The sequence below is a fragment of the Amycolatopsis sp. NBC_01488 genome, assembly GCF_036227105.1.
In the GTDB taxonomy this organism is placed as follows: Bacteria; Actinomycetota; Actinomycetes; order Mycobacteriales; family Pseudonocardiaceae; genus Amycolatopsis.
Window position 1 is genome coordinate 2531087 of record NZ_CP109434.1, and the last position, 24377, is coordinate 2555463.

Sequence of the window (24377 nt, forward strand, 5' to 3'; positions counted from 1 at the left end):
ACGGTTCACGCCGACATCCTGGCACGAAGGCCCGCGCTTTGGTCAGACACGGTTGCTGATTTGTTGCTGAGAAAGGGGCCCTGAACAGGGAAAACGCTTGGAAGCCCGAGCATCGGACCTACGAGAGTAGGTAGTCGGTCCGCGCGCTCACCAGGAGTGGCCGCACGAGCACGCGACCGTGCGCCTGCGTGATCACCTGGTCAGGGGACGTCGTTGTGATGTGCCGCACGCTGGGACGTGCGTGGCACGATGGGCGGCGTGGAGCAGAAATCCGTTCGTGAATCCGTTGTGGCGTCGTGGACCGACGACGTCATCCCGAGCCTGTCCGGGCTGGTGGCCATCCCCGCCTTGTCCCCGGCCTTCGACGCCGAGTGGGCGACGACCGGTCACCTGGCCGCCGCCGTCGACCACGTCCGCGCGTGGATCGCCGCGCGCGACCTGCCCGGCGCGGCCCTGGACGTCGTGCGGCTCGAAGGCCGCACGCCCCTGCTGCTCGTCGACGTCCCGGCGACCCCGGGCGCGGCGGACAAGGGCACCGTCCTGATGTACGGCCACCTCGACAAGCAGCCCCCGGTCGGCGGCTGGTCCGAGGGCCTCGGCCCGTGGACCCCGGTGATCCGCGACGGCCGCCTGTACGGCCGCGGCTCCGTCGACGACGGCTACTCCGGCTACGCGGCGACGACGGCGATCGAAGCCGTCCACGCGGCCGGCGGCGAGCACGCCCGGATCGTGGTGCTCCTGGAGACCGGCGAGGAGTCCGGCAGCCCCGACCTCCCGGCGTACGTCGAGCACCTGGCCGACCGCATCGGCGACGTGTCCCTGGTGGTCTGCCTCGACGCCGGCGGCAGCGACTACGAGCGGTTGTGGCTGGTCACGAGCCTGCGCGGGATGCTGCACGTCGACGTCACGGTCCAGCTGCTGAGCTCGGCGCAGCACTCCGGCGTCGCTTCGGGCGTCGTCGCCAGCTCGTTCCGGATCCTGCGACGCCTGATCGAGCGGCTCGAGGACAGTGCCACCGGTGAGCTGCTGCTCGACGAGCTCAAGGTGGACGTCCCGGCGGACCGGCTGGCCGAGCTGAAGGCCGTCTCGCAGGACTTCCCCGAGGCGCTGGCGAAGGCGTTCCCGCTGGTCGAAGGCGGCCGCGTGATGTCCGAGGACGCGCTGGAACTGATGCTCAACAACGCGTGGCGCCCGACGCTGTCGGTGATCGGCGCGGACGGCTTCCCGAAGCCGGCCGACGCGGGGAACGTCCTGCGCGAGAGCACGACGTTGACCCTGAGCTTCCGCCTCCCTCCGACGGCCGACGCCGCGAAGGGGCTCGAAGCCGTGAAGAAGGCCCTGACCACCGACGTCCCGTACGGCGCGAAGGTCACCTTCGGCTCACCGCAGGCGGAGGACGGCTGGAACGCGCCGACCGAGTCGCCCTGGCTGACGAACGCCCTTCGCACGGTCGGCGACGAGGTCTTCGGCCAGCCCCACCGCGCGACCGGCATGGGCGGCTCGATCCCGTTCATGGGCCTGCTCTCGCGCAAGTACCCGGACGCGCAGTTCCTGGTGACGGGCGCGTGCGGCGCGGACTCGAACATCCACGTGCCGGACGAGTGGCTGCACCTGGACTACGCGCAGCGGGTCACGGAGGCCGTCGCGCACATCCTGGACGCCCACGCCCGGGGCTGATTTCCCCTGAGCGGCGCTTTCCCGGAGAGCGCCGCTCAGGCCAGCCGGGTCAGGTGGACCGAGACGTCCAAAGTGGACTGCCCACCTCCGGTGAAGATCCCCTTCAACGGCGCCACGTCGGCGTAGTCGCGCCCCATCGCCACCCACACGTGCCGCGGCCCGACCGGGATCGCGTTCGTCGGGTCGTACGCCCACCAGCCGCCGGTCCAGACGTCGACCCAGGCGTGCGATTCGCCCTCCACCACCTCGCCGAGCTTCGCGTCCGGTTTCGTGTGCAGGTACCCCGAGACGTACCGCGCCGGGACGCCGATCGCGCGCAGCATCACCAGCGTCACGTGCGCGAAGTCCTGGCACACGCCTTCCCGTGCCTGCCAGGCGTCGGTCGCCGTCGAGTGGACGCCGGTGGTGCCCGGTTGGTACTTCAGCTGCTTGTTGACCCACTCGCACACCGCCAGCACCGACTCCGCCGGATCCAACCCCGTCCGCAGCGCGCGGGCCTCGCGCGCCAACGTCGCGTCGTGCGGGGTGTAGTCGGTCGGGGTCAGGTACTCGGTGCGGTGGTCGACGACCGTGTCCGAACGCAGATCCTTCCACGACGCCGTGCGGATCGGCTCGGCCTCATCCGCCGTCTCGACCACCGACGTCGCCAGCACCGTGAACTCCGTGTGCGGCGCGTGCAGGTCGAACGACGTCACGACCGTGCCCCAGTAGTCCGTGTACCGGTACGCCCGCGTCGCCGGGGCCGTCTCGATGCGCGTCGCGACCGTCGTCTGGCGGCGGTCCGAACGCGGGGTCAGGCGCGCCTCGTTGTACGACTGCGTCGCCGGCGTCGCGTACCGGTACCCCGTGCGGTGCGCCACCCGCAGCTGCCACGTCACAGCGAAACCTCCGCACCGCTCCACGCCACCCACGGCGACGTGCTGAAGTACTGCAACGACACGGTTTCCCCGATCTCCCGGATCGTCGTCTGCAACGCCCCGAGCCGCCGCGGCAGGTCGGTCAGCAGGTCCGCCGGGCGCAGGAACTCCAGCTCGCTGCGGGCGCGGCCGAGCTGCCGCAACGCCTCGGACTTCTCGTTGCTGCGCGTGCCGCCGCCCGGGTCGAGCCGCTGCAGGCATTCCTCCGCCTGGCGCAGCGCGTGGAACACCGAACGCGGGAACAGCGTGTCCCGCACCAGGAACTGCACGACGCGCCCGGCGTCCAGCGCGCCCCGGTACGTCCGCAGGTACGTGTCCTGCGCGCCGGCCGAGCGCAGCACCGTGATCCACCCCGGTGAGGACGCGCGGTCCGCGACCCGCGACAGCAGCAGCCGGACGACCATGTCGGCGCGTTCGATCGAGCGGCCGAGGACCATGAACAGCCAGCCGTCGTCCCGCGACATCGTCGAGTCGGCGAGCCCCGCGAACATCGCCGCGCGCTCCTCGACGAACGACAGGAACGCATGCGGGCCGGCTCGACGCGCGTAGCGCTGCCGGTCCGGGACCGCGTTCCACGTCGCGTTCAGGCATTCCCACAGCTCGGTCGAGACGACTTCGCGCGCGCCCCGCGTGTTCTCGCGCGCCGAGTTGATCGAGCCGACGATCGACGCCGGGTTGTCCTTCTCGTACGCCACCAGCTCGGTCAGCTTCCAGACGTCGAGGGACTCCGTGCCTTCCGACTCGATGCCCAGGACGGCCAGCAGCTGGCGGCTCGCGTGGTCGGGGTCGACCGTCGCGTCCTCCAGCAGCTGGTGGACCGAGACGTTGAGGATCCGGGAGGTGTCGTCGGCGCGTTCGACGTACCGGCCGATCCAGTACAGCGACTCCGCGTTGCGTGCCAGCATCGGACCTCCCTAACTCTGCTGCTGCTGTTGCTGTTGCTGAGACAACGACAGCTCGGGCCCCTGCTCGGCGACCAGACCGTCCACTGCGGACACCGCGCCGAGCGCCGGCTGCTCCAGCTCGCGTTCGGCGCTCGACGTCCGCGACGCCAGCACCCACGTGTCCTTCGAACCGCCGCCTTGCGACGAGTTGACGACCAAACTGCCCTCCGGCAGCGCCACCCGCGTCAGCCCGCCGGGCAGGACGAAGATGTCCTTGCCGTCGTTGACCGCGAACGGTCGCAGGTCGACGTGCCGCGGCGCGAGCCGGTCCTCCACCTTGGCCGGCACCGTCGAGAGCTGGACCACCGGCTGCGCGATCCAGCCGCGCCGGTTCGCGCGCACCTTCCGCCGCAGCGTCGCCAGTTCCGCCGGGGTGGCTTCGGGGCCGAAGACGATCCCGTAGCCGCCGGAGCCTTCGACCGGCTTGACGACCAGCTCGTCGAGGTGCGCCATGACGTGGTCGAACTCGTCCGGCAGCCAGCACCGGAGCGTGTCCACGTTGGGCAGCAACGGCTTTTCGTTCAGGTAGTACTTCACCATCTCGGGCACGTAGGTGTAGACGAGCTTGTCGTCGCCGACGCCGTTGCCGATCGCGTTCGCGACGACGACGTTGCCCGCGCGCGCCGCGTTGAGGACGCCGGCGATGCCGAGCACCGAGTCCGGCCGGTAGTGCACCGGATCGAGGAACTCGTCGTCGATGCGCCGGTAGATGACGTCGACCTGGCGCTCGCCCTCGGTGGTCCGCAGGTAGACGACGTTGTCGCGGCAGAACATGTCCCGGCCTTCGACCAGCTCGACGCCCATCAGCCGGGCCAGCAGCGAGTGCTCGAAGTACGCCGAGTTGTAGACGCCGGGGGTGAGCACGACGACCATCGGGTCGGCGACGTTCGCGGCGGCCGCCGCGCGCAGCGCCCGCAGCAGGTGTGACGCGTAGTCACCGACCGGCCGGACCCGGTGCTGGGCGAACAGGTCCGGGAAGACCCGCGCCATCGTCCGCCGGTTCTCCATCACGTACGACACCCCGGACGGGTTGCGGAGGTTGTCCTCCAACACCCGGAACGTGCCCTCCTCGTCGCGCACCAGGTCCACTCCGGACACGTGGATGCGCACGCCGTTCGGCGGGTTGATGCCGAACGCCTCCCGCTGGAAGTGCTCGCACGAGGTGATCAGCCGCCGCGGCAGCACGCCCTCGCGCAGGATCAGGCGGTCGCCGTAGATGTCGGCGAGGAACGCTTCGAGCGCGCGGACGCGCTGGGCCACGCCGCGCTCGATCTTCGTCCACTCGGCCGCCTGGATCACCCGCGGCACCAGGTCCAGCGGGAACGGCCGTTCCTGCCCGGACAGCGAAAACGTGATGCCCTGGTCGACCATCGCCCGGTCGAGGGCCTGCGACCGCGACTGCAGGTCGTGCGCGTCGAGCGCGGCGATCGACTCGTACAGCGCGCGGTACGGGCCGCGGACCGTCCCGTCCGGCGCGAACATCTCGTCGAAGGCGCCGGCGTGCGGCCGTTCGGGCGAGAGGTACCCGTCGAACCGGGCCCCGGGCCGGGTGATCCGGCGGGTCGTCGCCTTCCTCGCACGTCGACCGGACGGGGGCAGCCGGGGCAGGGTCGCGTTCATGAACGACATCCTCACCCACGTGCCCCTTCGTGCGCGACACTCCGAAGGCGATGGACACGGTGCGAAACGTTGCCGTAATTAGCCAGTGCTGTGCTTTGGTATGGATGAGTGGCAATATGCGTGCTCTCACGAACTGAGAACTACGAGGAGTGACGACGTGGCCCGAGGATCCCAGCTCAAGGCGCTCGCCCTGCTGCCGGCGTTCGCCCTGGTCGGACTGACCGTGGCGTGCGGTGCCGGTGGCAACGGCTCCGGCGGTGTCGCCACGAGTTCGCCGGCTGCGGCGTCCGGGACGGCCGCGGCCGGCGAGATCCCGGCGGCCGCCAAGGACGACAAGCTCGCGACCGAGGTGCCGGCGGACATCAAGGCCGACGGCAAGATCGTGGTCGGCCAGGACCAGAGCTACGCGCCGAACGAATTCGTCGACAACGGCAAGGCGACCGGCTTCGACGTCGATCTCGGCACCGCGATCGGGCAGAAGCTCGGCCTGCAGATGGAGTTCCAGAACGCCGACTTCTCGGGCATCATCGCCGGTATCGCCGCCGGCAAGTACGAGCTCGCGATGTCCTCGTTCAGCATCAACGCCGACCGGGTCAAGCAGGTCGACATGGTGTCCTACTACAAGGCGGGCACCTCGCTGGCCGTGCTCAAGGGCAACCCGGACAACATCAACCTCGACGACCTCTGCGGCAAGACCGTCGCGGTGCAGAAGGGCACCACCCAGGTCGACGACCTGCAGGGCCGGTCGGACAAGTGCACGCAGGCGGGCAAGCCGGCGATCACCCTGTCGCAGCTCACGGCCCAGACCGATGTGAACCTCGCCCTGACGGCGAAGCGCGCTCAGGCGATGCTGGCCGACTCGCCGGTGGTCGACTACGCGGTGAAGCAGACCAACGGCGCGCTGCAGGTCGTCGGCGACCCGTACGACAGCGCGCCCTACGGCATCGCCCTGAAGAAGAACCAGGGCCAGTACACCCAGGCGATCCAGGGAGCCGTTCAGGCGCTGATCGACGACGGCACCTACCGGAAGATCCTCGACAAGTGGGGCCTCAACCCGGTCGGCGTGATCACCAAGTCGGAAATCAACCCGGCGGGCTGAGGGGAATCTTCGTGTCGAGCCCGTCGACGGAGTCCACCGCGCCGTCTCCGGAGCCTGCCGCGGCGCCGGATGTGGAGCCGATCCGTGCGATCCCGGTGCGCCATTACGGGCGCTGGGTCGCCGGTGCGGTGATCGTCTTCATCGCTTTCATCGTCGTGCGCAGTGTCGTCACCAACTCCAACCTGCAATGGGACGTGGTCGGCGACTACCTCTTCGACAACCGGATCCTCCGGGGGTTGCAGAACACGCTGATCCTGACCGGCATCTCGATGGTGATCGGGGTCGTCGGCGGCGTCCTGCTCGCGGTCATGCGGCTGTCCCCGAACCCGTTGATGTCGGGTGCGGCCGGGATCTACATCTGGCTGTTCCGCGGCACGCCGCTGATCACGCAGCTGCTCGTCTGGAACTACCTCGCGGCGGCCTACCCGCGCGTCGGCCTCGGGATCCCGTTCGGTCCGGAGTTCGTCAGCTGGAACACGAACAACCTGATCAACTTGTTCGCGGCTTCGCTGCTCGGCCTCGGCCTGAACGAGGCCGCGTACATGGCCGAGATCGTCCGCGGCGGTATCGCCTCGGTCGACAGCGGGCAGCTGGAAGCCGCGAGCGCGTTGGGGATGAAGCGCACCACGACGTTGCGCCGGATCATCCTGCCGCAGGCGATGCGGGTGATCATCCCGCCGACCGGCAACGAGACGATCGCGATGCTGAAGACGACGTCGCTGGTCGTCGTCATCGGCTACTTCGAGCTGATGGTGTCCGTGCAGCAGATCTACGCCCAGAACTACAAGATCATCCCGCTGCTGCTGACCGCGGGGGTCTGGTACCTGTTCATGACGTCGATCCTGACGCTGATCCAGATGCAGATCGAGAAGCGGTTCTCGCGCGGCACGTCGCGGGGCGTCGCGAACCAGGCCAAGTGGCGCTCGCGGATGCTGGGCTTCCGGTTCGGCCGCGGCGGAGCAGGAGCAGCCCGATGACACCGGTCGTTTCCGCGCAGAAGATCTGCAAGAGCTTCGGCAGCGTCGACGTCCTCAAGGGCATCGACCTCGAGGTGCACGAGCGGGAGGTGCTCTGCCTGATCGGGCCGTCCGGCTCGGGCAAGTCGACCCTGCTGCGCTGCATCAACCACCTCGAGAAGATCGACGCCGGCCGGCTGTACGTCGACGGCGTGCTCGTCGGTTACCGGCAGCGCGGTGACAAGCTGCACGAGCTGCGTGAGAAAGAGGTCGCGTTCCAGCGCAAGGACATCGGCATGGTGTTCCAGCGCTTCAACCTCTTCCCGCACATGACCGCGCTGGAAAACGTCATGGAGGCGCCGATCCAGGTGCGCCGCGAGCCGAAGGCCAAGGTGCGGCAACGTGCGCTGGAGCTGCTGGACCGCGTCGGACTCGGCGACAAAGCGAAGAGCTACCCGGCGCAACTGTCCGGCGGCCAGCAGCAGCGCGTCGCGATCGCGCGGGCGCTCGCGATGGAACCGAAGCTGATGCTGTTCGACGAGCCGACGTCCGCGCTGGATCCGGAGCTCGTCGGTGACGTCCTGGGCGTGATGAAGCAGCTCGCCAAGGACGGCATGACCATGGTCGTCGTCACGCACGAGATGCAGTTCGCGCGCGAGGTGGCGGACAAGGTCCTGTTCATGGACGGCGGGGTTGTCGTCGAAGAGGGCCCGCCCGACCAGGTCATCGGCGACCCACGCGAGGAGCGCACGAAGTCGTTCCTCGCCCGGGTGCTCAACCCCAACGCCTGACGTGAATTCGGCCGTGGACCCGCGAAACGCCTGCGAATACCGTTCGCGTTCGCTACTTTGAAGGAGGGTGAGGGAGGGGGCCGCTCATGACGACCGAGAGTGCGCTCCCTCCGCTCGACCCGTTCGCGGGCATCCCGGACCGCCGTTACGAGGTCAAGGCCTCCGACCTGCTGAAACCCGGCAACGGCGGCCTGCTGCGCTGGCGGCGGCAGGCCACGAACGCGCCGATCGTCTACGTCGAGGACGCCTACATCACCGGCACGCTCGACCTGCGCGCCGCCGACCTCAAGTACCTTTTCCGGTTCGAGCGCTGCCGGTTCGAGCAACCGCCGGACGTGCGTGAGGCCAACCTGCTGGGTCTCGTGTTCCGCAAGTGCTGGCTGCCCGGGCTCAAGGCACGCAACATGCGCAGCCGCAACGACGTCCGGCTGATCCGCAGTGTCGTGCAGGTCGACGGCGCGGACCGCGAGATCGAGGAGACCACCGTCCAGCGCGGTGACGACCGTGAACGCGGGATGCCGAACGCCGCGGTCAACCTCACCGACGCCGTCATCGAGGGGTCGCTGGTCCTCACCCGCACGGTGATCTCCCACCCGCACGGCAAGGCGATCCACGCCGACCGGCTGGTGCTCGCCGGCGCGCTGCTGGCGTACCGGATGGTCGCGAACGGCGAAGTCCGGCTCCCCGGCCTGCGGACCGGCGGCAACGTCAACTTCTCCGGCGCCACGCTGAACAACCCGGACGGCTTCGCGCTCAACGGCAACGGCCTGCACATCGGCGGCAGCCTGCTCTGCGAAGTCGACAACTACGGGCCCGCCAGCCAGCGAAAACGCTTCTCCGCCACCGGGATCATGTACCTGCCCAGCGCCACGGTCGACAGCGACATCGTGCTGCGCGAGGCGAAGCTGACGGTGTCCCAGCAGGGGCCGATCGCCGTCGACGCGTGGAAGTCGAACGACCCGTACCTGGACCCGCGGCCCGCGCTGGTCGCCGACCGGATGCGCGTCGACGGGAACGTCGAGCTGTCGGACGGCCTGCAGGCGCTCGGCACGCTGCGCATGGTCAACGCGCGGATCGGCGGCTCGCTGCGGCTGGCCGGCGCCGAGATCAGCGTGGTGCGCGGCAAGTCGCAGCCGTACTACGACCGCGCGCTGCACCTGGACGGCACCGAGATCGGCGGCGACATCGAGGCGACGAGCCTGCGCGTCCCGACCGGCCAGCTGCGGCTGGCCGACGTCACGGTCGGCGGCAACTTCCTGGCCTGGAACTCGATGTTCCGCCACCCGGGCCGGGACGTGTTTTCGGCGCGCCGGTCGAAGATCGCGGGTAACTTCCAGCTCACGGACGCGACGATCCACGGCACGCTGCGCCTGCAGGGCGTCGAGGTCGGCGGCTCGATCAACCTGGCGGGCACGCGGTTGACGGAACCGGGCCTGCGCGCGACGAGCAGCTTCTCCCTCGACATCCGCACCGGCCGGATCGGCCGCGACCTGACCCTGCGGGACAACAACGGCCGCCCGTTCGTCGCGGAGGGCGGCGTCAACCTCGACGGCGCCCAGGTCGCCCGGCGCGTGGACCTGCGGGGTTCGCAGCTGAGCTCGTTCCCGCCGTTCCTGGTGGCGCTCGACGCCGGCGACGTCGCGGCGGACGAGTTCACGCTGACGCCGAGCATCCCGCCGGCCGGTCACGTGGTGCTGCGCCGTGCGCACTGCGGGACGCTGACCGACAACGAGGAGTTCTGGGCCGCGTCCGAGGGCATCGAGCTGGAGGACTTCCGCTACGACGCGCTGGGCAAGAGCATCCCGCTGGCCGACGACAAGGCGCTGGACCACCGCATCGAGCTGCTGAGCAAGGCCATGCGCGGCTACCGCCCGGGCCCGTACGACCAGCTCGCGCACATGCTCCGCGCGGCGGGAAACGAAGAACACGCGTCCACAGTGGCGTTGCGCAAGCAGCAGTTCCGGTACGAGGCACTCGCCCGCGGCTTCAAGTTCTTCGGGCCGGGCGTGCGGCTGTGGAGCTGGCTGCAGCGCTCGATGGTCGGCTACGGCTACCGCCCGGTGCGCGCGCTGGGCTGGCTGTTCACGCTGCTGGTGCTGGGCAGCCTGTGGTTCGGCCTGGGCACCGACGACTGCATCCACTGGAAGTCGGCCGACCCGGCCCACGAGATCATCGCGAACGGCCCGCGGTGCGTGGTGAACCAGCAGGACACCGGGCTGCAGTGGAACCCGGTGATCTACACGGCGGACCTGCTGGTGCCGATCGTGGACTTCGGCAACAAGTCGCGCTGGTACATGCACGGCCCGGACAACTGGGTGGCGGCCGGCTTCACGGCGTCGGGCTGGATCCTGGCGACCACGGTGGCGGCGGGCGTGAGCCGGATGCTGCGCCGGGAAAGTTGAGCTTTCTCCGGCTTTCTGGCGTTGCTCCTAGAGAGCGCCAGAGTCGGTTAGTCGATGAAGCGGGACCAGAAGTCGATGTACCGCGGGCCGTCGGGTGGGGCGGTGCTGATGCCACCCGTCGCGAACTCGCGGTGGAGGTAATCGCGCAGGTCAGAGCCGTACACGATGATGTCCGTCTGGTACACCGAGAGCACCGGGTAGCCCGCGGCGCCCGGAACGCCCGGTAGGTACCGGTGCCCGCACACCGGCACCAGCTGGGGGACGTCGGCCAGGCGTCGGCGGGCTTCGCGGACCGCATCCTCCGGGCCGACCGGGCGCGTGCCCCAGTCCGGGAGCCAGAAGCCGTTGTGCTCGACGTCGTACAGCACGCCGTCGACCGGCCACGCCAAGCGTTTGCGCAGCTGCTCCGGGTTGCCGCAGCGCCAGTCGGGCCAGCGGTCGCCGATCGGGACGCCGGCGGACAGGAACGTGCGGTGGTCCGCGGCGAAGCGGAAGCCGAAGCGGCGCTCGACGTCGTCGAGCTCGGGTCCGGTCAGCCCGGGACGCACGGGTTCCCGGAGGTTCTCCTGCAGGTGCCGTGCCTCCTCGAAGGTGAGGGCGCCGGCCGGCTGGACGGGGGTCATGACAGGAGCGTAAGCGGCGGCTCACCCCGCCGCGCGTTCTTTTCCGCGCTCTTCACGGGCACCCCCTTGGGGTGAGTTTGTTCTCTCATCGGCTGAACTCCGGAACAGAGCGTGAGCGGGTGTAGTTCACTCTTGCCGTGACTTCACCCCGACCGCAGGCCCGCGTGCGCGCCCCCGAGCTGCGCGGCGACGTCTGGCTGAACACCGGCGGCCGCCCGCTGACCCTCGCCGAGCTGCGCGGGCGCGTCGTCCTGCTGGACTTCTGGACCAGTGGCTGCATCAACTGCCTGCACGTGCTCGACGAGCTGCGTCCCCTCGAAGCCGAGTTCGCGGACGTGCTCGTCACGATCGGCGTCCACTCGCCGAAGTTCCTGCACGAGGGCGAGCGCGCGTCGATCGAAGCCGCGGTCCGCCGCTACGGCGTGCACCACCCGGTGGTCAACGACCCGAAGATGGAGCTGTGGTCGCAGTACGCGGTCCGCGCGTGGCCGACGCTGGCGGTCGTCGACCCGGAGGGGTACGTCGTGCACGTCGCGGCGGGCGAAGGGCACGAAGAGGCACTTCGCCGCGTCATCGCGGACCTCGTCACGAAGCACGAAGCGAAGGGGACGCTTCGCCGCGGCGGCAGCCCGTACGTCCCGGTCGAGGAGCAGGTCAGCGAGCTGCGGTTCCCGAGCAAGGCCGTCGCGACGGCCGAGGGGCGCATCCTCGTCGCGGACACCGGGCACCACTCCGTCGTCGAGTTCGCTTCGGACGGCGAGACGGTCATCCGGCGCTTCGGCAGCGGGGAACGCGGTGGTCAGGACGGTCCGTTCGACGTCGCGACCTTCGCCGAGCCGTCGGGCATCGCGCTGCTGCCGTACGACGTCGCCGAGCGCGCCGGCTACCACGCCGTCGTCGCCGACACGGCCGGTCACCGGCTGCGCGGCCTCGACCTGATCACCGGCGAAGTCACCACGGTCGCCGGCACCGGCGCGCAGTGGCGCACCGGGCCGGACTCGGGCAAGGGCATCGAGGTCGACCTCACGAGCCCGTGGGACGTCGCCTGGTACGGCCCGGCCGGCGGGGTCGTCGTCGCGATGGCCGGCAACCATACGCTGAGCGTGTTCGACCCGGTTTCCGGCACCATCCGACGCTTCGCCGGGACAACCGTCGAAGGCCTCCGAGACGGCGACGTCGGCGAAGCGTTCTTCGCACAGACGTCGGGCCTCGCCGCGGACGGCGACAAGCTGTGGCTCGCCGACGCGGAGACGTCGGCGCTGCGCTGGATCGAGCCCGACGGCGAGTCGTTCACCGTGCACACGGCAATCGGCGTCGACCTGTTTTCGTTCGGCCACACCGACGGCCCGGCCGACGAGGCACTGCTGCAGCACCCGCTCGGCCTCGCCGTGCTGCCGGGCGACAAGGTCGCGATCGCCGACACCTACAACGGCGCCGTACGCCGCTTCGACGTCTTCACGCGCGAAGTGACCACGATCGCCACCGGGCTTCTGGAGCCGCAGGGACTCCTGCTGCACGACGGTGAGCTGCTGGTCGTCGAGTCGGCGGGCAACCGGATCGGCCCGCTGCCCGCGGCCGAGCCGACGCTCGTGGCGGGTGACGCGCACGCCGTGCGCCGCCCGCCGACCGTGCTCGCGCCCGGCGAGATCGACTTTTCGGTCGTGTTCACTGCGCCGCCGGGCGAGAAGCTGGACGACCGCTTCGGCCCGTCGACCCGGCTGGAGATCAGCGCGTCGCCGCCTTCGCTCCTGGCCGACGGCGTCGGCACCGGCACGGATCTGTCACGCAAGATCGTGCTGGCTCCCGGCGTGACGGAAGGCGTGCTGCAGGTCGTCGCGCAGGCGGCGAGCTGCGATGACGGCGGCGAGCACCCGGCGTGCCGGATCACGCGGCAGGACTGGGGCGTCCCGGTGCGGATCGAGGCGGCCGGGGCGCGCGAGCTGAGCCTGGTCATGGCGGGCGAGCCGCGGACCGACGGGTAGCATGCGGGGCGTGTCTGCCGGGCCGAAACTCGAAATCCAGATGCTGCACGACCGCGTCCTCGTGCGGCTGTCGCCGGAAGAGGGCGAGCGCCGCAGCAGCGGTGGCATCGTGATCCCCGCCACGGCGCAGGTCGCGCGCCGCCTCGCGTGGGGTGATGTACTGGGCGTCGGCAACAGCGTGCGGAACGTCAAGACCGGCGACCGCGTGCTCTTCAACCCGGAGGACCAGCTCGAGGTCGAGATCCAGGGCGAGGGGCACCTGGTGATGCGCGAACGCGACATCCACGCGATGGCGACCGAGCGCACCGAGCACGGGACGGGTCTCTACCTGTAGGCCGGTCCCGCGGAGGGCGGGGGCGTGACGGACGACAAGGCGCACGAGCGCGCCGAGGTGCGGGAGGCCGAGCCCGTGACCGCGGAGCCGCGTGCTGTAGGTGAGGCCGCCGCGGAGTCGCCTGCCGAGATCCCGCCCGCCGAGCCCGAAGCCGCGATCGCTGCGGTGGAGCAATCCGCCGGGGACGAGCCGGAGGCCGCAGAGTCGCCACCCGCGCCCGAAGTTCTGCGTACGGCGGCCAAGCCTGCCGTGGGCTCGCCAGCCGTGCATGAAACTACGGTCGCGGAGCAACCCGCCGATGATCCCGCCGCCGTGACCACCGATCTCTTCGCCGATGACCTCCTCGGCGAACTCCTCGAAACCCCTGCTCCGCCTCCGGCGCCCGAGACTCCCGCGCGGAAGCTGCGCAAGGGCGTCGCCCGGACCATGATGTCCATCGGGATCGCGCTCGGGCTGTTCGTCATCCTCTACGCCATCGATCTCATCGCCAGCGCCGGGGACGTTCCGCGGGGGGTGACCGTCGCCGGGATCGAGGTCGGGGGGCTCACTCATGCCGAGGCGGAAGCCAAGCTGCGCAGCGAACTCGAGCCGCGGCTCACCCGGCCCGTGGTCATCCACGGCGGCGATGTCCAGGCCGAACTCGTGCCCTCGACGTCCGGGCTCGGGCTCGACTGGCCGAACACCCTCGGGCTCGCCGGGCACCAGCCACTGAGCCCGATCACGCGGATCATGTCGTTCTTCACCAGCCGCGAGGTCGGGGTCGCGACGCAGACCGATCCCAATCAGATCGCGCAGGCCGTGCGCGAACTGGCCGAGGGCAGGCTGGACCACCCCGCCACCGAAGGCTCGGTCGGGTTCATGGCCGTCGACGGCAGCGATGGCGGGGTCACGCCCTACCCGATCCTGCCGCGGCAGGGCCAGCAGCTGACCGACCTCGCCGGTGCCGTGCACACCGTCACCGACCACTGGCTCGACCCCGGCGGGGTCAAGCTCGCCATGGCGATCACGCCCGTGAAGGCGACCGCGGCCGGCGTGCAGGCGGCGTTCCGGCAGATCGTCGTGCCCGCCGTGGCGAAACCGGTCGTCGTGCACGGGCAGGGCAAGGACGTGCCGCTCACGCCGGCCGCGATCGCGGCGTCGTTCCAGTTCGCCGCGGTCGAGGGCGGGGCTCTCGAGGTCCGCATCGACCAGGGCAAGCTGCAGGCCGCCCTCAAGGATCCGCTGGCGAGCACCGAGACCGACGGCAAGGACGCCCAGATCGTCTTCACCGGCGACCAGCCCGTCGTCGAGCCCTCCGAGGACGCCCGGAAGGTCAACTGGGAGAAGACCTTCCTGCCGCTCATCGACGTGCTCAAGAAGACCGACGGCCGGGACCTCCCCGTCGTCTACAGCGCCTCGAAGCCCGCTGTGACGACCGACGCCGCCGGCGCGCTCGGCATCAAGGAGGTCGTCGGCGAGTTCACCACCGGCGGCCTGGCCGGCCCGGCCGCGACGAACAACCGGACGCTCGCTGCCCGCGTTTCCGGCACGATCGTCAAGCCCGGCGAGACGTTCAGCCTCGGCGCCCGCTCCGGCCCGCGTACCGCCGACAACGGCTACGTGCCCGCACCGGTCGACGAAGACGGCACCGGCGCGACGGTCGTCGGTGGCGGCGTCTCGCAGCTCGCGTCCACTTTGTACAACGCGGGCTACCTCGCCGGCCTGGCCGACGGCGGCCACCTCGAGCACGACCACTACCTCGACCGCTACCCCGCCGGCCGCGACGCCAAGGCCGTCGACGCCGACGGCAGCCCCGTCGAACTCAAGCTGACCAACGACTCGGCGACCGGGATCGCCATCCAGGCCACGGTCTCCGGCGACTCCGTGACGGTCCGGATCTGGGGCACCCGCCACTACCGCGTCGAAAGCCTGACCGGCGCGCAAACTCCCGGCGACGCGCCACCGGTCCAGTTCGGGGGCACCGACCCGTGCGTACCGTCGATCGGGACGCCCGGCTTCAGCGTCACCGACACCCGCGTGCTCTACGACGTCGCAAGTGGCGCCGAGGTCAAGCGGACGTCGCACACGGCGACCTACGGTCCGCGCCCGACCATCCTCTGTTGAGTCGTCAGCGAAGGACCATGCACCCCGCCTCCTCGAAGTCGCGCAACCACGCCGGCTCCCGGAAGTGCTTGTTCCACCGCAGATCCAGCTTGTCCAGTTTGGACAGCCGGGCGACGGACCCAGGCAGGGTCTCCAAGAGGTTCTCCCGCAGGTCGAGCTGACGCAGCTCACCCAGCGACCCGATCGACGCGGGCAACGACGTCAACCGGTTCCCCCGCAGGTGCAGCTCCCGCAACGCGCCGAGCGCGCCGATCGACTCCGGCAGCGCGGTCAACCCGTTGCGGTACAACCGGAGTTCGCGCAGCGAGGAGAATCCGGAGAGATCCGAAGGCAACGCTGTGATCCGGTTGTCCGTGCAGCCCAGATAGCGCAACCGGCCCAACCGGCACCACGCTGAAGGAAACGCCGTCAGCCGGTTGTCGCCGACGTACAGGTACTCGGTCAGTCCGGCCAGCTCACCCAGCTCGTCCGGCAGCGACGCGAACTCGTTGTGCGCCAGATCGAGCGTGTGCACCGACTTCAGCGCGGAAATCCCCGGCGGTAGCGAAGAAAGCCGGTTCGTCGCGAGGTTGAGCACCTCCAGCTCGGTGTGCTCCCACAACGACGCGGGCACCGCGGAGAGCGAGTTCTGGTACAGATCCAACCGGGTGAGACCGGGCGGCAGGACCGGAAACTCGGTCAGCCCCTGGCCGCTCAGAGCGAGTGCCGTCATGACGGCCGCCGCGTCGACGGCAACAGGGCCCAGGTGGCCGGATCGTCCGGAGTGGACACCTGGATCCGCAGGCCAGGCACCTCCGACACCGCCAGCTCGGTCAGCCGGAAGCTCATCGGCCCGGCCTGCGGGTGGTGCAGCCGCCGCAGCCGAGCCCGCGGTTCCGCCACCTCGTGCCGCTCCCACAGCGCGACGAACTCGGGACTCAGCGCCGACAGCCGCCGGATGTCCTCCTCCCAGCACGGGTCGCCGACGTGCCTGCCGTACTCGGCGCGCATCCGCGCGACCATGTGCGGGACCTCCTCGTCGTAGTTCAGCAGGAACGCCCGCGCGTTCGGCTCGGTCACGCAGCACCACAGCAGGTTCTTGTGCAGGCACGGCATGCTGTGCCACTCCCAGAAGAACTCCTCCTGAGCCGCGTTCGACGCCAGCACGTCGAACCGGCCGTTGACCACCGTGGCCGGCAGCGGGTCCAGCGCGCGCAGCACCTCGCGCACCGCGTCCGGCACCTCTTCGACCGACGACGGCAGCCGCGACGGGGTCAGCTCCGCCAGCCGGTACAGGTGCTCCCGCTCCGGGTGGTCCATCCGAAGCGTGCGCGCCACCGCGTCGAGCACCTGCGAGCTCGCGTTGATCGGCCGCCCCTGCTCCAGCCACGTGTACCAGGTGACGCCGACGCCGGCGAGCAGCGCGACCTCTTCCCGGCGCAACCCGCTGAGACGACGGCGTGGGCCGGGCGCGAGCCCGACCTCCTCCGGGCCGATCCGCGCCCGGCACGCCTTGAGGAAGCGGCCGAGTTCCTCCCGGCTCGTGTGGACCTGCGTGTCGGTCATGGGGACATGGTGCCCGAGGGGTACGACAGTTTTAGCCGGATCAGCGGCCGGATCAGTGGCCGGATCAGTCCGGGAAGGAGGTACTCCCAGCACCAGCACCACCAGGCTCTCTCCGCGCGCGGCCGGCGAAAAGCAGGGTCAGTGGCGTGACTATGACCACCTCTGTCCCGGCCACGGACCGGGAAGCCCGGCCGGACCGGCGGCCGTGGTTCATGCTGGCCGTCCTGCTGCTCGGCCAGTTCATGGCGCTGCTCGACGTCACCGTCGTGAACGTCGCCATGGCCGACATCCGCACCGACCTGCACGCGTCCGGCGCCGCGCTGCAGCTCGTCGTTTCCGGCTACACCGTGGGTTACGCGATGTTGCTGATCACCGGCGCCCGCCTCGGTGAGCTGTTCGGACGGCGACGGCTGTTCGTCACCGGCGTCATCGCCTTCACCGTCTGCTCGCTGCTGTGCGGGCTCGCGCCGGGGCCGGCGACGCTGGTCGTCGCCCGGGTCGCGCAGGGCGCCGGGGCGGCGTTGATGATGCCGCAGGTCATCAGCGTCATCCAGCTGCAGTTCACCGGCGCCGCGCGGGCGAAGGCGCTCAGCGCGTACACCGCCGTCATCTCCGTCGCCTTCGTGAGCGGCCAGGTACTCGGGGGCGTGCTCGTCGGCGCCGACCTCTTCGGAGCGGGCTGGCGGCCGATCTTCCTGGTGAACGTGCCGCTGGGCGTGCTCGTCGCCGTGCTCGCCGGCAAGCTGGTGCCCGGCGGCGCCGCGAAGGCGGGCCGCCGGCTCGACCTCGCCGGGCTCGCGATCGCCGTGCCGGCGGTGGTGCTCGTCGTGCTGCCGCTGGTCCTCGGGCACGAAACCGGCTGGCCCGCCTGGACGTTCGTCTCGATCGCCGTGGGCGCGCTGCTGGCCGTGCTGTTCGTGGTCGTGGAGCGCCGGGTGCCGGACCCGCTCGTCGATCTGGCCGTCCTCAAGATCCGCGGTGTCACACCCGGCCTGGCGACCCTCGCGGCGGGAGTCGCCTCTTACGGCGGATTCCTCTTCTGCGTGGCGCTGCACCTGCAGTCGGGCCTCGGCAAGACGGCGATGGCCGCCGGCCTGGCGATGGCGCCCGGCGGCGTCGTCTTCGGCCTGTGCGGGTTCTTCTGGAACCGGCTGCCGCGGCGGGTGCACGCCTGGCTGACCCCGTGCGGTTACGCGGGATCGGCGATCGCTTACGCGCTGCTCGGGCTGGGCCGCGACGGCGGGACGTTGTTCTTCGTGGCCCTGCTGCTGTTCGGCCTGTCGATGGGACCCGCGTTCGGTTCCCTGATGGTGAACGCGCTGACGCACGTCCCGCTCGAGCGCGCGGCGGACGTCAGCGGCCTGCTGACCACCACGCTGCAGCTGGGGCAGGTCGTCGGCGTGGCCACGTTCGGCAGCCTGTTCCTGACCCTGGCCGTGACGTCGTCCGCGACCGCCCTGACCACGGCGATGACCTGCGCCGCCGCGCTGCTGCTCGTCGGCGCAGGCCTGGCGCTCAAGCGGTAGACCGGCTGCCGCCCTTGACCCTGGCGTAGATCGCCGAGGCCGCGATGACCCCGACGACGGCGGCGACGATCTGGAAGATGTGCCGGATCCAGTCGATGCCGGCGGTGTCGCGGACGCCGAACACCCCGGCGAGCCAGTTGCCGATGAACGCGGCGACGATGCCGACGACGATCGTCAGCCAGATCGGGATCTTCTGGTCGCCCGGTGCGAACAACCGGCCGAGCACGCCCAGGATCAGGCCCACGATGATCGTCGAGATGATGCCCCAAAGTCCGCCGAGCACGGCTGCCTCCTCGGATAGCGCAATAAGCGCCACGGTGGCACCGATCCCGGCGCGCCGCCCGCGCAGACCCCCGAAGGAGTGAGCACGGAAAAGCCCGGTCCGGTTCGCTCCGACGGCGAACCGGACCGGGCCGAGGTCCGAGTGTTACCTGGTCACGCCACGGCGTCCATACGCACCGGCGGCGATGCTGACACCGATCGCGGCGAGGACGACCTGGGTCAGGATTTCCAGCCAGTCGATGCCCGGCGTGTTGGCGTAGCCGAGGCCGCGGGCGATGGCCGTGCCGACGAAGGCGGCGATGATGCCGATCACGATGGTCAGCCAGATCGGGATGTTCTGCTTCCCCGGGGCGACCAGCCGGCCGAGAACACCGATGATCAGCCCGACGATGAGTGCGCTGACGATGCCGGCAACAGTCATCACTTTCTCCTCTCAAGGATCCGCGAACCCGGCCACTCGGGTCCGTCGGACTCGGTGACCGGAATGCCCCCGTTGTGCAGCCCTGAAACGCGAAAAGGGCCCTCCCCACGCGGGGAGAGCCCTTTTCGTGTTCTCAGAACGCAGCTTCGTCGAGCTCCATCAGCGCGTTGTCGGCGGCCTCCACGATCGCGCGGCGGGCCGTCAGCTCCGGCAGCACCTGCTTCGCGAAGAACGAGGCCACGGCGATCTTGCCCTCGTAGAACGGGACGTCCTTGGCGGACGCGCCCGCGTCGAGCTTGCCGATGGCGACCTCGGCGTGCTTGAGCAGCTGCCAGCCGATGAGCAGGTCGCCGACCGACATCAGCAGGCGGACCGTGTGCTGGCCGACCTTGTTGATGCTCTGCGGGTCCTCCTGCGACGCGGTCAGGTAGCCGATCAGCGAGCCGAGCATGCCCTGGGTGTCCTCGAGGGCCTGCTTGAGCAGGGCGCGCTCGTTCTTGAGCCGGCCGTTGCCCGCCTCGGACTCGATGAACTTGGTGATCTCACCGGCGACGAAGGCCAGCGACTGACCCTTGTCGCGGACGATCTTGCGGAAGAAGAAGTCCAGCGACTGGATCGCCGTGGTGCCCTCGTACAGCGAGTCGATCTTGGCGTCGCGGATGTACTGCTCGATCGGGTAGTCCTGCAGGAAGCCGGACCCGCCCAGCGTCTGCAGCGACTGCACGAGCTGCTCGGTGGCGCGCTCGGAGCCGACGCCCTTGACGATCGGCAGCAGCAGGTCGTTGACGCCGTGGGCGACCTTCTGGTCACCCTCGCCGGTCCACAGCTGGTCCTGGAACGACGCCGTGTACAGGTACACCGCGCGGAGGCCTTCGGCGTAGGCCTTCTGGAGCATCAGCGAGCGGCGGACGTCCGGGTGGTGCGTGATGGTGACGCGCGGCGCGGCCTTGTTGAGCATGTTCGGCAGGTCGGCGCCCTGGACGCGCTCCTTGGCGTACTCGAGCGCGTTCAGGTAACCGGTCGACAGCGTCGCGATGGCCTTGGTGCCGACCATCATCCGGGCGTACTCGATGACCTGGAACATCTGCGCGATGCCGTCGTGCACCTCGCCGAGCAGCCAGCCCTTGGCCGGGGTGCCGTGCTGGCCGAAGGTCAGCTCGCACGTCGTCGAGGCCTTGATGCCCATCTTGTGCTCGACGTTGGTGACGAAGGCGCCGTTGCGCTCGCCCAGCTCACCGGTCTTGGAGTCGAAGTGGAACTTCGGCACGAGGAACAGCGACAGGCCCTTGGTGCCCGGCTTGGTCTCGATGCCGGGACCCTCGGGGCGCGCCAGCACGAGGTGCATGATGTTTTCGCTCATGTCGTGCTCGGCCGAGGTGATGAAGCGCTTCACGCCGTCGATGTGCCAGGAGCCGTCCTCCTGCTTGGTGGCCTTGGTACGGCCCGCGCCGACGTCGGAGCCGGCGTCCGGCTCGGTCAGCACCATCGTGGCGCCCCAGGCCCGGTCGATCATGAGCTGGGCCCAGTGCTTCTGCTCTTCGGTGCCGTTCTTGTTCACGATCATCGCGAAGTTCGGGCCCGCCAGGTACATGAACAGCGGGGCGTTGGCGCCGAGGATGAGCTCGGACGCGGCCCACTGGACCGTGGGGGGCAGGCCGAAGCCGCCGAGGTCGTTGGTGAGGCCGAGCCGCCACCATTCGCCGTCGAGGAGCTGCTGGTAGCTCTTCTTGAACGACTCGGGGATCTTGACGCTGAAGGTCTTCGGGTCGTACACGGGCGGGTTGCGGTCGGCGTCGGCGAAGGATTCGGCGAGCGGGCCGGTCGCGAGCTTGTTCAGCTCGGACAGCACCCCACGGGCGGTCTCCTCGTCGGACTCGGCGAGCACACCCTTGCCCAGGCGCTCCTGGACGCCGAGCACCTCGAAGAGGTTGAACTCCAGGTCTCGGACGTTGCTCTTGTAGTGGCCCATGTCGTCACTCCAATGTGTTCGGCTCCCCGGCCGGGCACATGTTCGCCTTACTCGCCGGTAACTTCAGGATATTACCTGCGGGTAACTGGAGCAAGCGGATCCGCACTTCCGAGTACGGAAATCCGGGCGGATCCAGGGGTCAGCGCTGGCCAGGCAGGGCCGTTGTGTCGGCAGTCACCGGCACGTGGCCGTCCTCCGCACGGGCGACGAGTATCCCGCCGCGGAAGGCGATGGTGACGGCGTGCGTCCGGTCCCGCGCGGACAGCTTGCGCAGGATGCTCTTGACGTGCGTGCGGACCGTCTCGACGGACAGGAACAGCAGCTTCGCGATCGCCGAGTTCTCGAGGCCCTCGGCGACCAGCTGGAGCACCTGGTATTCGCGCCGGGACAGCGGCATCCCGCCACGCGGCGCCGGTGGACTGTCGTGAGCGAGGTCGCCCTTCGGCACGGTCGACCGCTTCGGCCGGGCGGTGAGCGCGGCCAGCGCCGGGTCGATGTACCGGCGCTCGGTGTGTGCGCGCCGGATCGCTTCGGCGAGCCGCCGTGAGTCGATCGACCGCGGCACGATCGCGTGCGCGCCCGCGGCGATCGCGGCCGCGAGGTACTGCTGCGTGCGGTTCGTGTCCCGGATCAGCGTGACCAGGATCAACGCCGGGTCGCCCGCGTTGAGCAGCTTCGTCAGGTGGCAGTTCGGGTCGAGCGCCGAGTCGAGCACGACGACGTCCGGCTTGACCTGCTCGCACAGCTGCAGTGCGGCGTGGTGGCTGGCCGCCTGGCCCGCCCAGTGCAGCCCCTGGCTGCGGTGGACGAGCGCGGCGAGGCCGTCGCGGAAGATCGGGACCGGGTCGACCACCGCCACGCCGAGACTTCGCCCGCCGGGTCCGATCGGCCCGGTGGGCCTGCGGGTGGGCTCGATGCCGTGCATCGTGGGCCTCCGTCTCTGCGCCGTCGCTCCTGGGACGCCTGACGCGTCCCCTCGGTTCACGCGTCCGGCACCGTCCGGTCCCCCCTGCCGGGACCGGCCAAAAGTGACTCCTCCTGCTTGGTACGAGTCGCGATTGCGCAGCTCATGACGCCATCTCCCCCTCATGGCCTAATCGCGCGGTCACAGCAAACTCTGGGTAGAAAACCTTCGCGGGAAGCCGGCTCGACCGGGCTGGAAAGGACCTGACGGGCCGATGGGCGCTACTGAGGGTGGCTCGCTCTCGTTCAACGATTTCGACGATGGTCCGATGCGGTCCGCAGCTCCGCGAACTCGGCCGCGAGCCCGGCCGGCGTCCAGTGTGCGTTGAGGCCGCTCGGATTCGGCAGCACCCACACGCGGGTGTCCCCGATCCGGTGGTCCTGCCGCCCGACGCGCGCCTTCGGGAAGCCGAACGCGGTCCGGTAGGCGGTGATCCCGACGACGGCGAGCCACCGGGGGCGGTACTCGAGGACTTTCGCCGCCAGGAGCCTGCCGCCTTCGCGGAGTTCGTCGTCGGTCAGCTCGTCGGCGCGGGCGGTGGTCCTGGCGACGACGTTCGTGATGCCGAGCTTGAGGTCGAGCAGCTGGTCCTGCTCATCCGGTCGGTACCGCCTCGGCGTGAACCCGCCGGCGTGAAGCGCGGGCCAGAAGCGGTTGCCGGGGCGGGCGAAGTGCTGTTTCAGCGCACCGGAGTAGAGGCCGGGGTTGATGCCGCAGAAGAGGACGTCGAGGCCGGGGCCGATGACGTCCGGAATGGTCGTGTTGTGCGCGGCGGCCAGCTGGCCCTTCGTGGGTCGGATGCTCACATGGCCAGTTTCCGGCACGCCCCGTCCGCCGATGGTTCACCTGCCGACCGTCGCTGGGGGTAGCGGATTCACCACGGACCTGCGTAACCTGTTGTGATCTCCCGCACAGCGCCGTACCGAGGAGGATTTCGTGCAGCTTCCGATCGTCCTCGGGCTCGTCGCGCTGGTCATCGCCGTCGCCGCGCTCCTCGTCGTTCTCGAGGACCGGCGGGCCGCCAAGCGGGCCGCGCTGCAGCGGAAAGCCCGGTTAGCGCGGCTGGGCGAGGTGGACCCGCTCGCTCCGGGCCGGCTGCACGCCGATCGGTGAACGCAGGAGCGCCAGCAGCAGCGCTCCGAACACCCAGCCGGCTGCCGCGCCGAACGTGTTGTTCATGAGGTCGTCCACGTCGAAGATGCGGTAGGCGTACGGCGCCGTCCCGAAGTTGGCCGTGACCTGCGTTACCTCGATCGACAGCGAGGCCGCGAAGCCGATCAGGACCGTTCCGGTCAGGCCTCGGCGCCACAGCAGCCGGGCGAACACCCCGAGCGGGACGAACAGCAGCACGTTCAAGCACGCCTGCTGGAACGTCTGCGTCGTGAACCACTGCGACAGCGGCTCGCCGTGCTTCAGCAGCTCCGTGTGCATGTCGGTGATCCACTGGAACGGGTGCAGCTGCACCGTCTGGCTCAGCCGGCGCGTGCCGGGGCCGGGCAGCGGCAGGAAGACGACCGCCAGGGTCATGCAGCCGTACAGCAGCACCGCCGCCGTGGTCGCGATGCCGCGCAGGCGCAGGCCGCCGTACCGGGCCAGCTGCGTGATCAGCTGCGGCACCAGCACCACGGCCCACAGCGCCAGGAAGCCGATGAACCCGTACTGCAGGGCGGTGACCTGTGCGTTCGTCATGCCATCGACGTTATGGATCTCGACCCGGGAGCCGCTTCGGTCGAAGAGCCCGACGCCATCGGCCACTCGGCCGACCGGCGCCGGGCCGATCGGTCAGTCGTCTTCGCTTTCCTCGGAACGCTCCGAGCGCCACGCGCTGAACACCGTGCCGCCGATCATCAGCACGACGACGGCCAGCACCACGAGTACGACTTCGATGCCCATGTTTCCCCCACTTGCCGGATCGATCGCCTCATCGCGTCCGAGTTGATGGGTGTTACCGAACGCTCGGCGCGTGCGAGCCTGCCCGGATGGTCTTCTCGATGTGGGTTGCGCCACAAGCGCGCGGCCGCGGCGTGGCCGCGCGGCTCATCGACGCCGTCCGCGAGGCGGCCGAGGAAGCCGGCGCCGAAGCGATCGGACTGCACGTCTTCGAGGGGAACGACCGTGCGCGACGGGTCTACGAGCGACTCGGCTTCGTCCTCACCGGCGAGTCCGAAGTCATCACCGAGAAGGGAGACGTAACCGGATGCGGCTTGCGCTGACCCGGGAAT

Annotated in this window: 23 protein-coding genes; 11 read left to right on the forward strand and 12 right to left on the reverse strand. The window is 70.0% G+C overall.

The genetic code is table 11. The features are described from left to right. The first annotated feature begins 258 nt into the window (after nt 1-258). On the forward strand, nt 259-1677 hold the full coding sequence (locus tag OG738_RS12155; RefSeq protein ID WP_329053681.1) for a M20/M25/M40 family metallo-hydrolase: 1419 nt from the start codon (nt 259-261) through the stop codon (nt 1675-1677). 35 nt (nt 1678-1712) lie between these two features. On the opposite strand, the gene OG738_RS12160 is transcribed toward OG738_RS12155, so the two are convergent. Genes OG738_RS12160 through OG738_RS12170 form a run of 3 tightly spaced genes read right to left on the reverse strand, consistent with a single transcriptional unit; the run spans nt 1713 to nt 5158 of the window. Further along, nucleotides 1713-2555, reverse strand: coding sequence for a transglutaminase family protein (locus OG738_RS12160; protein WP_329053683.1), 843 nt, complete (start codon nt 2553-2555; stop codon nt 1713-1715). Beyond that, nucleotides 2552-3499, reverse strand: coding sequence for an alpha-E domain-containing protein (locus OG738_RS12165; protein ID WP_329053685.1), 948 nt, complete (start codon nt 3497-3499; stop codon nt 2552-2554). The genes OG738_RS12160 and OG738_RS12165 overlap by 4 nt, the downstream gene beginning before the upstream one ends. 9 nt (nt 3500-3508) lie before the next feature. Beyond that, on the reverse strand, nt 3509-5158 hold the full coding sequence (locus OG738_RS12170; RefSeq protein WP_442875892.1) for a circularly permuted type 2 ATP-grasp protein: 1650 nt from the start codon (nt 5156-5158) through the stop codon (nt 3509-3511). Between the two features lie 157 nt (nt 5159-5315). Between OG738_RS12170 and OG738_RS12175 the strand changes: the two genes are divergently transcribed. The 4 genes from OG738_RS12175 to OG738_RS12190 all read left to right on the forward strand — a co-directional run bounded on the left by OG738_RS12175 (nt 5316) and on the right by OG738_RS12190 (nt 10406). After that, complete coding sequence (locus OG738_RS12175; RefSeq protein WP_329053688.1) at nt 5316-6257, forward strand: ABC transporter substrate-binding protein; 942 nt, start codon at nt 5316-5318, stop codon at nt 6255-6257. 11 nt (nt 6258-6268) lie between these two features. Beyond that, nucleotides 6269-7234, forward strand: a complete 966-nt coding sequence (locus tag OG738_RS12180; RefSeq protein ID WP_329053690.1) for an amino acid ABC transporter permease — start codon at nt 6269-6271, stop codon at nt 7232-7234. After that, complete coding sequence (locus tag OG738_RS12185; protein ID WP_329053692.1) at nt 7231-8004, forward strand: amino acid ABC transporter ATP-binding protein; 774 nt, start codon at nt 7231-7233, stop codon at nt 8002-8004. The genes OG738_RS12180 and OG738_RS12185 overlap by 4 nt, the downstream gene beginning before the upstream one ends. A gap of 86 nt (nt 8005-8090) precedes the next feature. Beyond that, nucleotides 8091-10406: an oxidoreductase gene (locus OG738_RS12190; RefSeq protein ID WP_329053694.1), complete on the forward strand. Its 2316-nt coding sequence runs from the start codon at nt 8091-8093 to the stop codon at nt 10404-10406. A gap of 47 nt (nt 10407-10453) precedes the next feature. On the opposite strand, the gene OG738_RS12195 is transcribed toward OG738_RS12190, so the two are convergent. After that, the gene (locus OG738_RS12195; RefSeq protein WP_329053696.1) at nt 10454-11029 is read right to left on the reverse strand and encodes a hypothetical protein; all 576 of its coding nucleotides are present in this window, start codon (nt 11027-11029) and stop codon (nt 10454-10456) included. Nucleotides 11030-11193: 164 nt separating this feature from the next. On the opposite strand from OG738_RS12195, the gene OG738_RS12200 reads away from it, so the two are divergent. From OG738_RS12200 to OG738_RS12210, 3 genes are all read left to right on the forward strand, one after another. After that, nucleotides 11194-13011: an NHL domain-containing thioredoxin family protein gene (locus tag OG738_RS12200; RefSeq protein ID WP_329056677.1), complete on the forward strand. Its 1818-nt coding sequence runs from the start codon at nt 11194-11196 to the stop codon at nt 13009-13011. A 1-nt stretch (nt 13012) separates the two neighbouring features. Further along, nucleotides 13013-13345, forward strand: coding sequence for a GroES family chaperonin (locus tag OG738_RS12205; RefSeq protein WP_329053697.1), 333 nt, complete (start codon nt 13013-13015; stop codon nt 13343-13345). 75 nt (nt 13346-13420) lie between these two features. Beyond that, complete coding sequence (locus OG738_RS12210; RefSeq protein ID WP_442875938.1) at nt 13421-15448, forward strand: VanW family protein; 2028 nt, start codon at nt 13421-13423, stop codon at nt 15446-15448. Nucleotides 15449-15452: 4 nt separating this feature from the next. Here the strand turns inward: OG738_RS12210 and OG738_RS12215 are convergent, their stop codons facing one another. After that, nucleotides 15453-16160: a leucine-rich repeat domain-containing protein gene (locus tag OG738_RS12215; protein WP_329053701.1), complete on the reverse strand. Its 708-nt coding sequence runs from the start codon at nt 16158-16160 to the stop codon at nt 15453-15455. Beyond that, nucleotides 16157-16993, reverse strand: coding sequence for a helix-turn-helix transcriptional regulator (locus OG738_RS12220; RefSeq protein ID WP_329053703.1), 837 nt, complete (start codon nt 16991-16993; stop codon nt 16157-16159). The genes OG738_RS12215 and OG738_RS12220 overlap by 4 nt, the downstream gene beginning before the upstream one ends. Before the next feature lie 152 nt (nt 16994-17145). Here OG738_RS12220 and OG738_RS12225 point away from each other — a divergent pair, with 152 nt between their 5' ends. Then, nucleotides 17146-18519, forward strand: a complete 1374-nt coding sequence (locus tag OG738_RS12225) for an MFS transporter (RefSeq protein WP_329053705.1) — start codon at nt 17146-17148, stop codon at nt 18517-18519. Here OG738_RS12225 and OG738_RS12230 read toward each other — a convergent pair. The 5 genes from OG738_RS12230 to mug form a co-directional block, all read right to left on the reverse strand. Continuing rightward, nucleotides 18509-18802, reverse strand: a complete 294-nt coding sequence (locus OG738_RS12230) for a GlsB/YeaQ/YmgE family stress response membrane protein (RefSeq protein ID WP_329053707.1) — start codon at nt 18800-18802, stop codon at nt 18509-18511. The two genes, OG738_RS12225 and OG738_RS12230, sit on opposite strands and share 11 nt — an antisense overlap. 144 nt (nt 18803-18946) lie before the next feature. Continuing rightward, nucleotides 18947-19222, reverse strand: a complete 276-nt coding sequence (locus OG738_RS12235; protein ID WP_329053710.1) for a GlsB/YeaQ/YmgE family stress response membrane protein — start codon at nt 19220-19222, stop codon at nt 18947-18949. Between the two features lie 133 nt (nt 19223-19355). Further along, nucleotides 19356-21191 carry an acyl-CoA dehydrogenase gene (locus tag OG738_RS12240; RefSeq protein ID WP_329053712.1) on the reverse strand — a complete coding sequence of 612 codons (1836 nt, stop codon included), beginning with the start codon at nt 21189-21191 and terminating at the stop codon, nt 19356-19358. Between the two features lie 139 nt (nt 21192-21330). Next, nucleotides 21331-22116: a response regulator transcription factor gene (locus tag OG738_RS12245; protein WP_329053714.1), complete on the reverse strand. Its 786-nt coding sequence runs from the start codon at nt 22114-22116 to the stop codon at nt 21331-21333. Nucleotides 22117-22400: 284 nt separating this feature from the next. Next, nucleotides 22401-22961, reverse strand: a complete 561-nt coding sequence (gene mug / locus OG738_RS12250) for a G/U mismatch-specific DNA glycosylase (protein ID WP_329053715.1) — start codon at nt 22959-22961, stop codon at nt 22401-22403. 130 nt (nt 22962-23091) lie between these two features. Here mug and OG738_RS12255 point away from each other — a divergent pair, with 130 nt between their 5' ends. Beyond that, a complete protein-coding gene (locus tag OG738_RS12255) occupies nt 23092-23268 on the forward strand; it encodes a hypothetical protein (protein WP_329053718.1) in 177 nt (58 codons plus the stop codon). Here OG738_RS12255 and OG738_RS12260 read toward each other — a convergent pair. Further along, on the reverse strand, nt 23209-23844 hold the full coding sequence (locus tag OG738_RS12260; RefSeq protein ID WP_329053720.1) for a VanZ family protein: 636 nt from the start codon (nt 23842-23844) through the stop codon (nt 23209-23211). The two genes, OG738_RS12255 and OG738_RS12260, sit on opposite strands and share 60 nt — an antisense overlap. A gap of 215 nt (nt 23845-24059) precedes the next feature. Here OG738_RS12260 and OG738_RS12265 point away from each other — a divergent pair, with 215 nt between their 5' ends. Further along, nucleotides 24060-24368, forward strand: a complete 309-nt coding sequence (locus OG738_RS12265) for a GNAT family N-acetyltransferase (protein WP_329053722.1) — start codon at nt 24060-24062, stop codon at nt 24366-24368. Nucleotides 24369-24377: the final 9 nt, after the last annotated feature.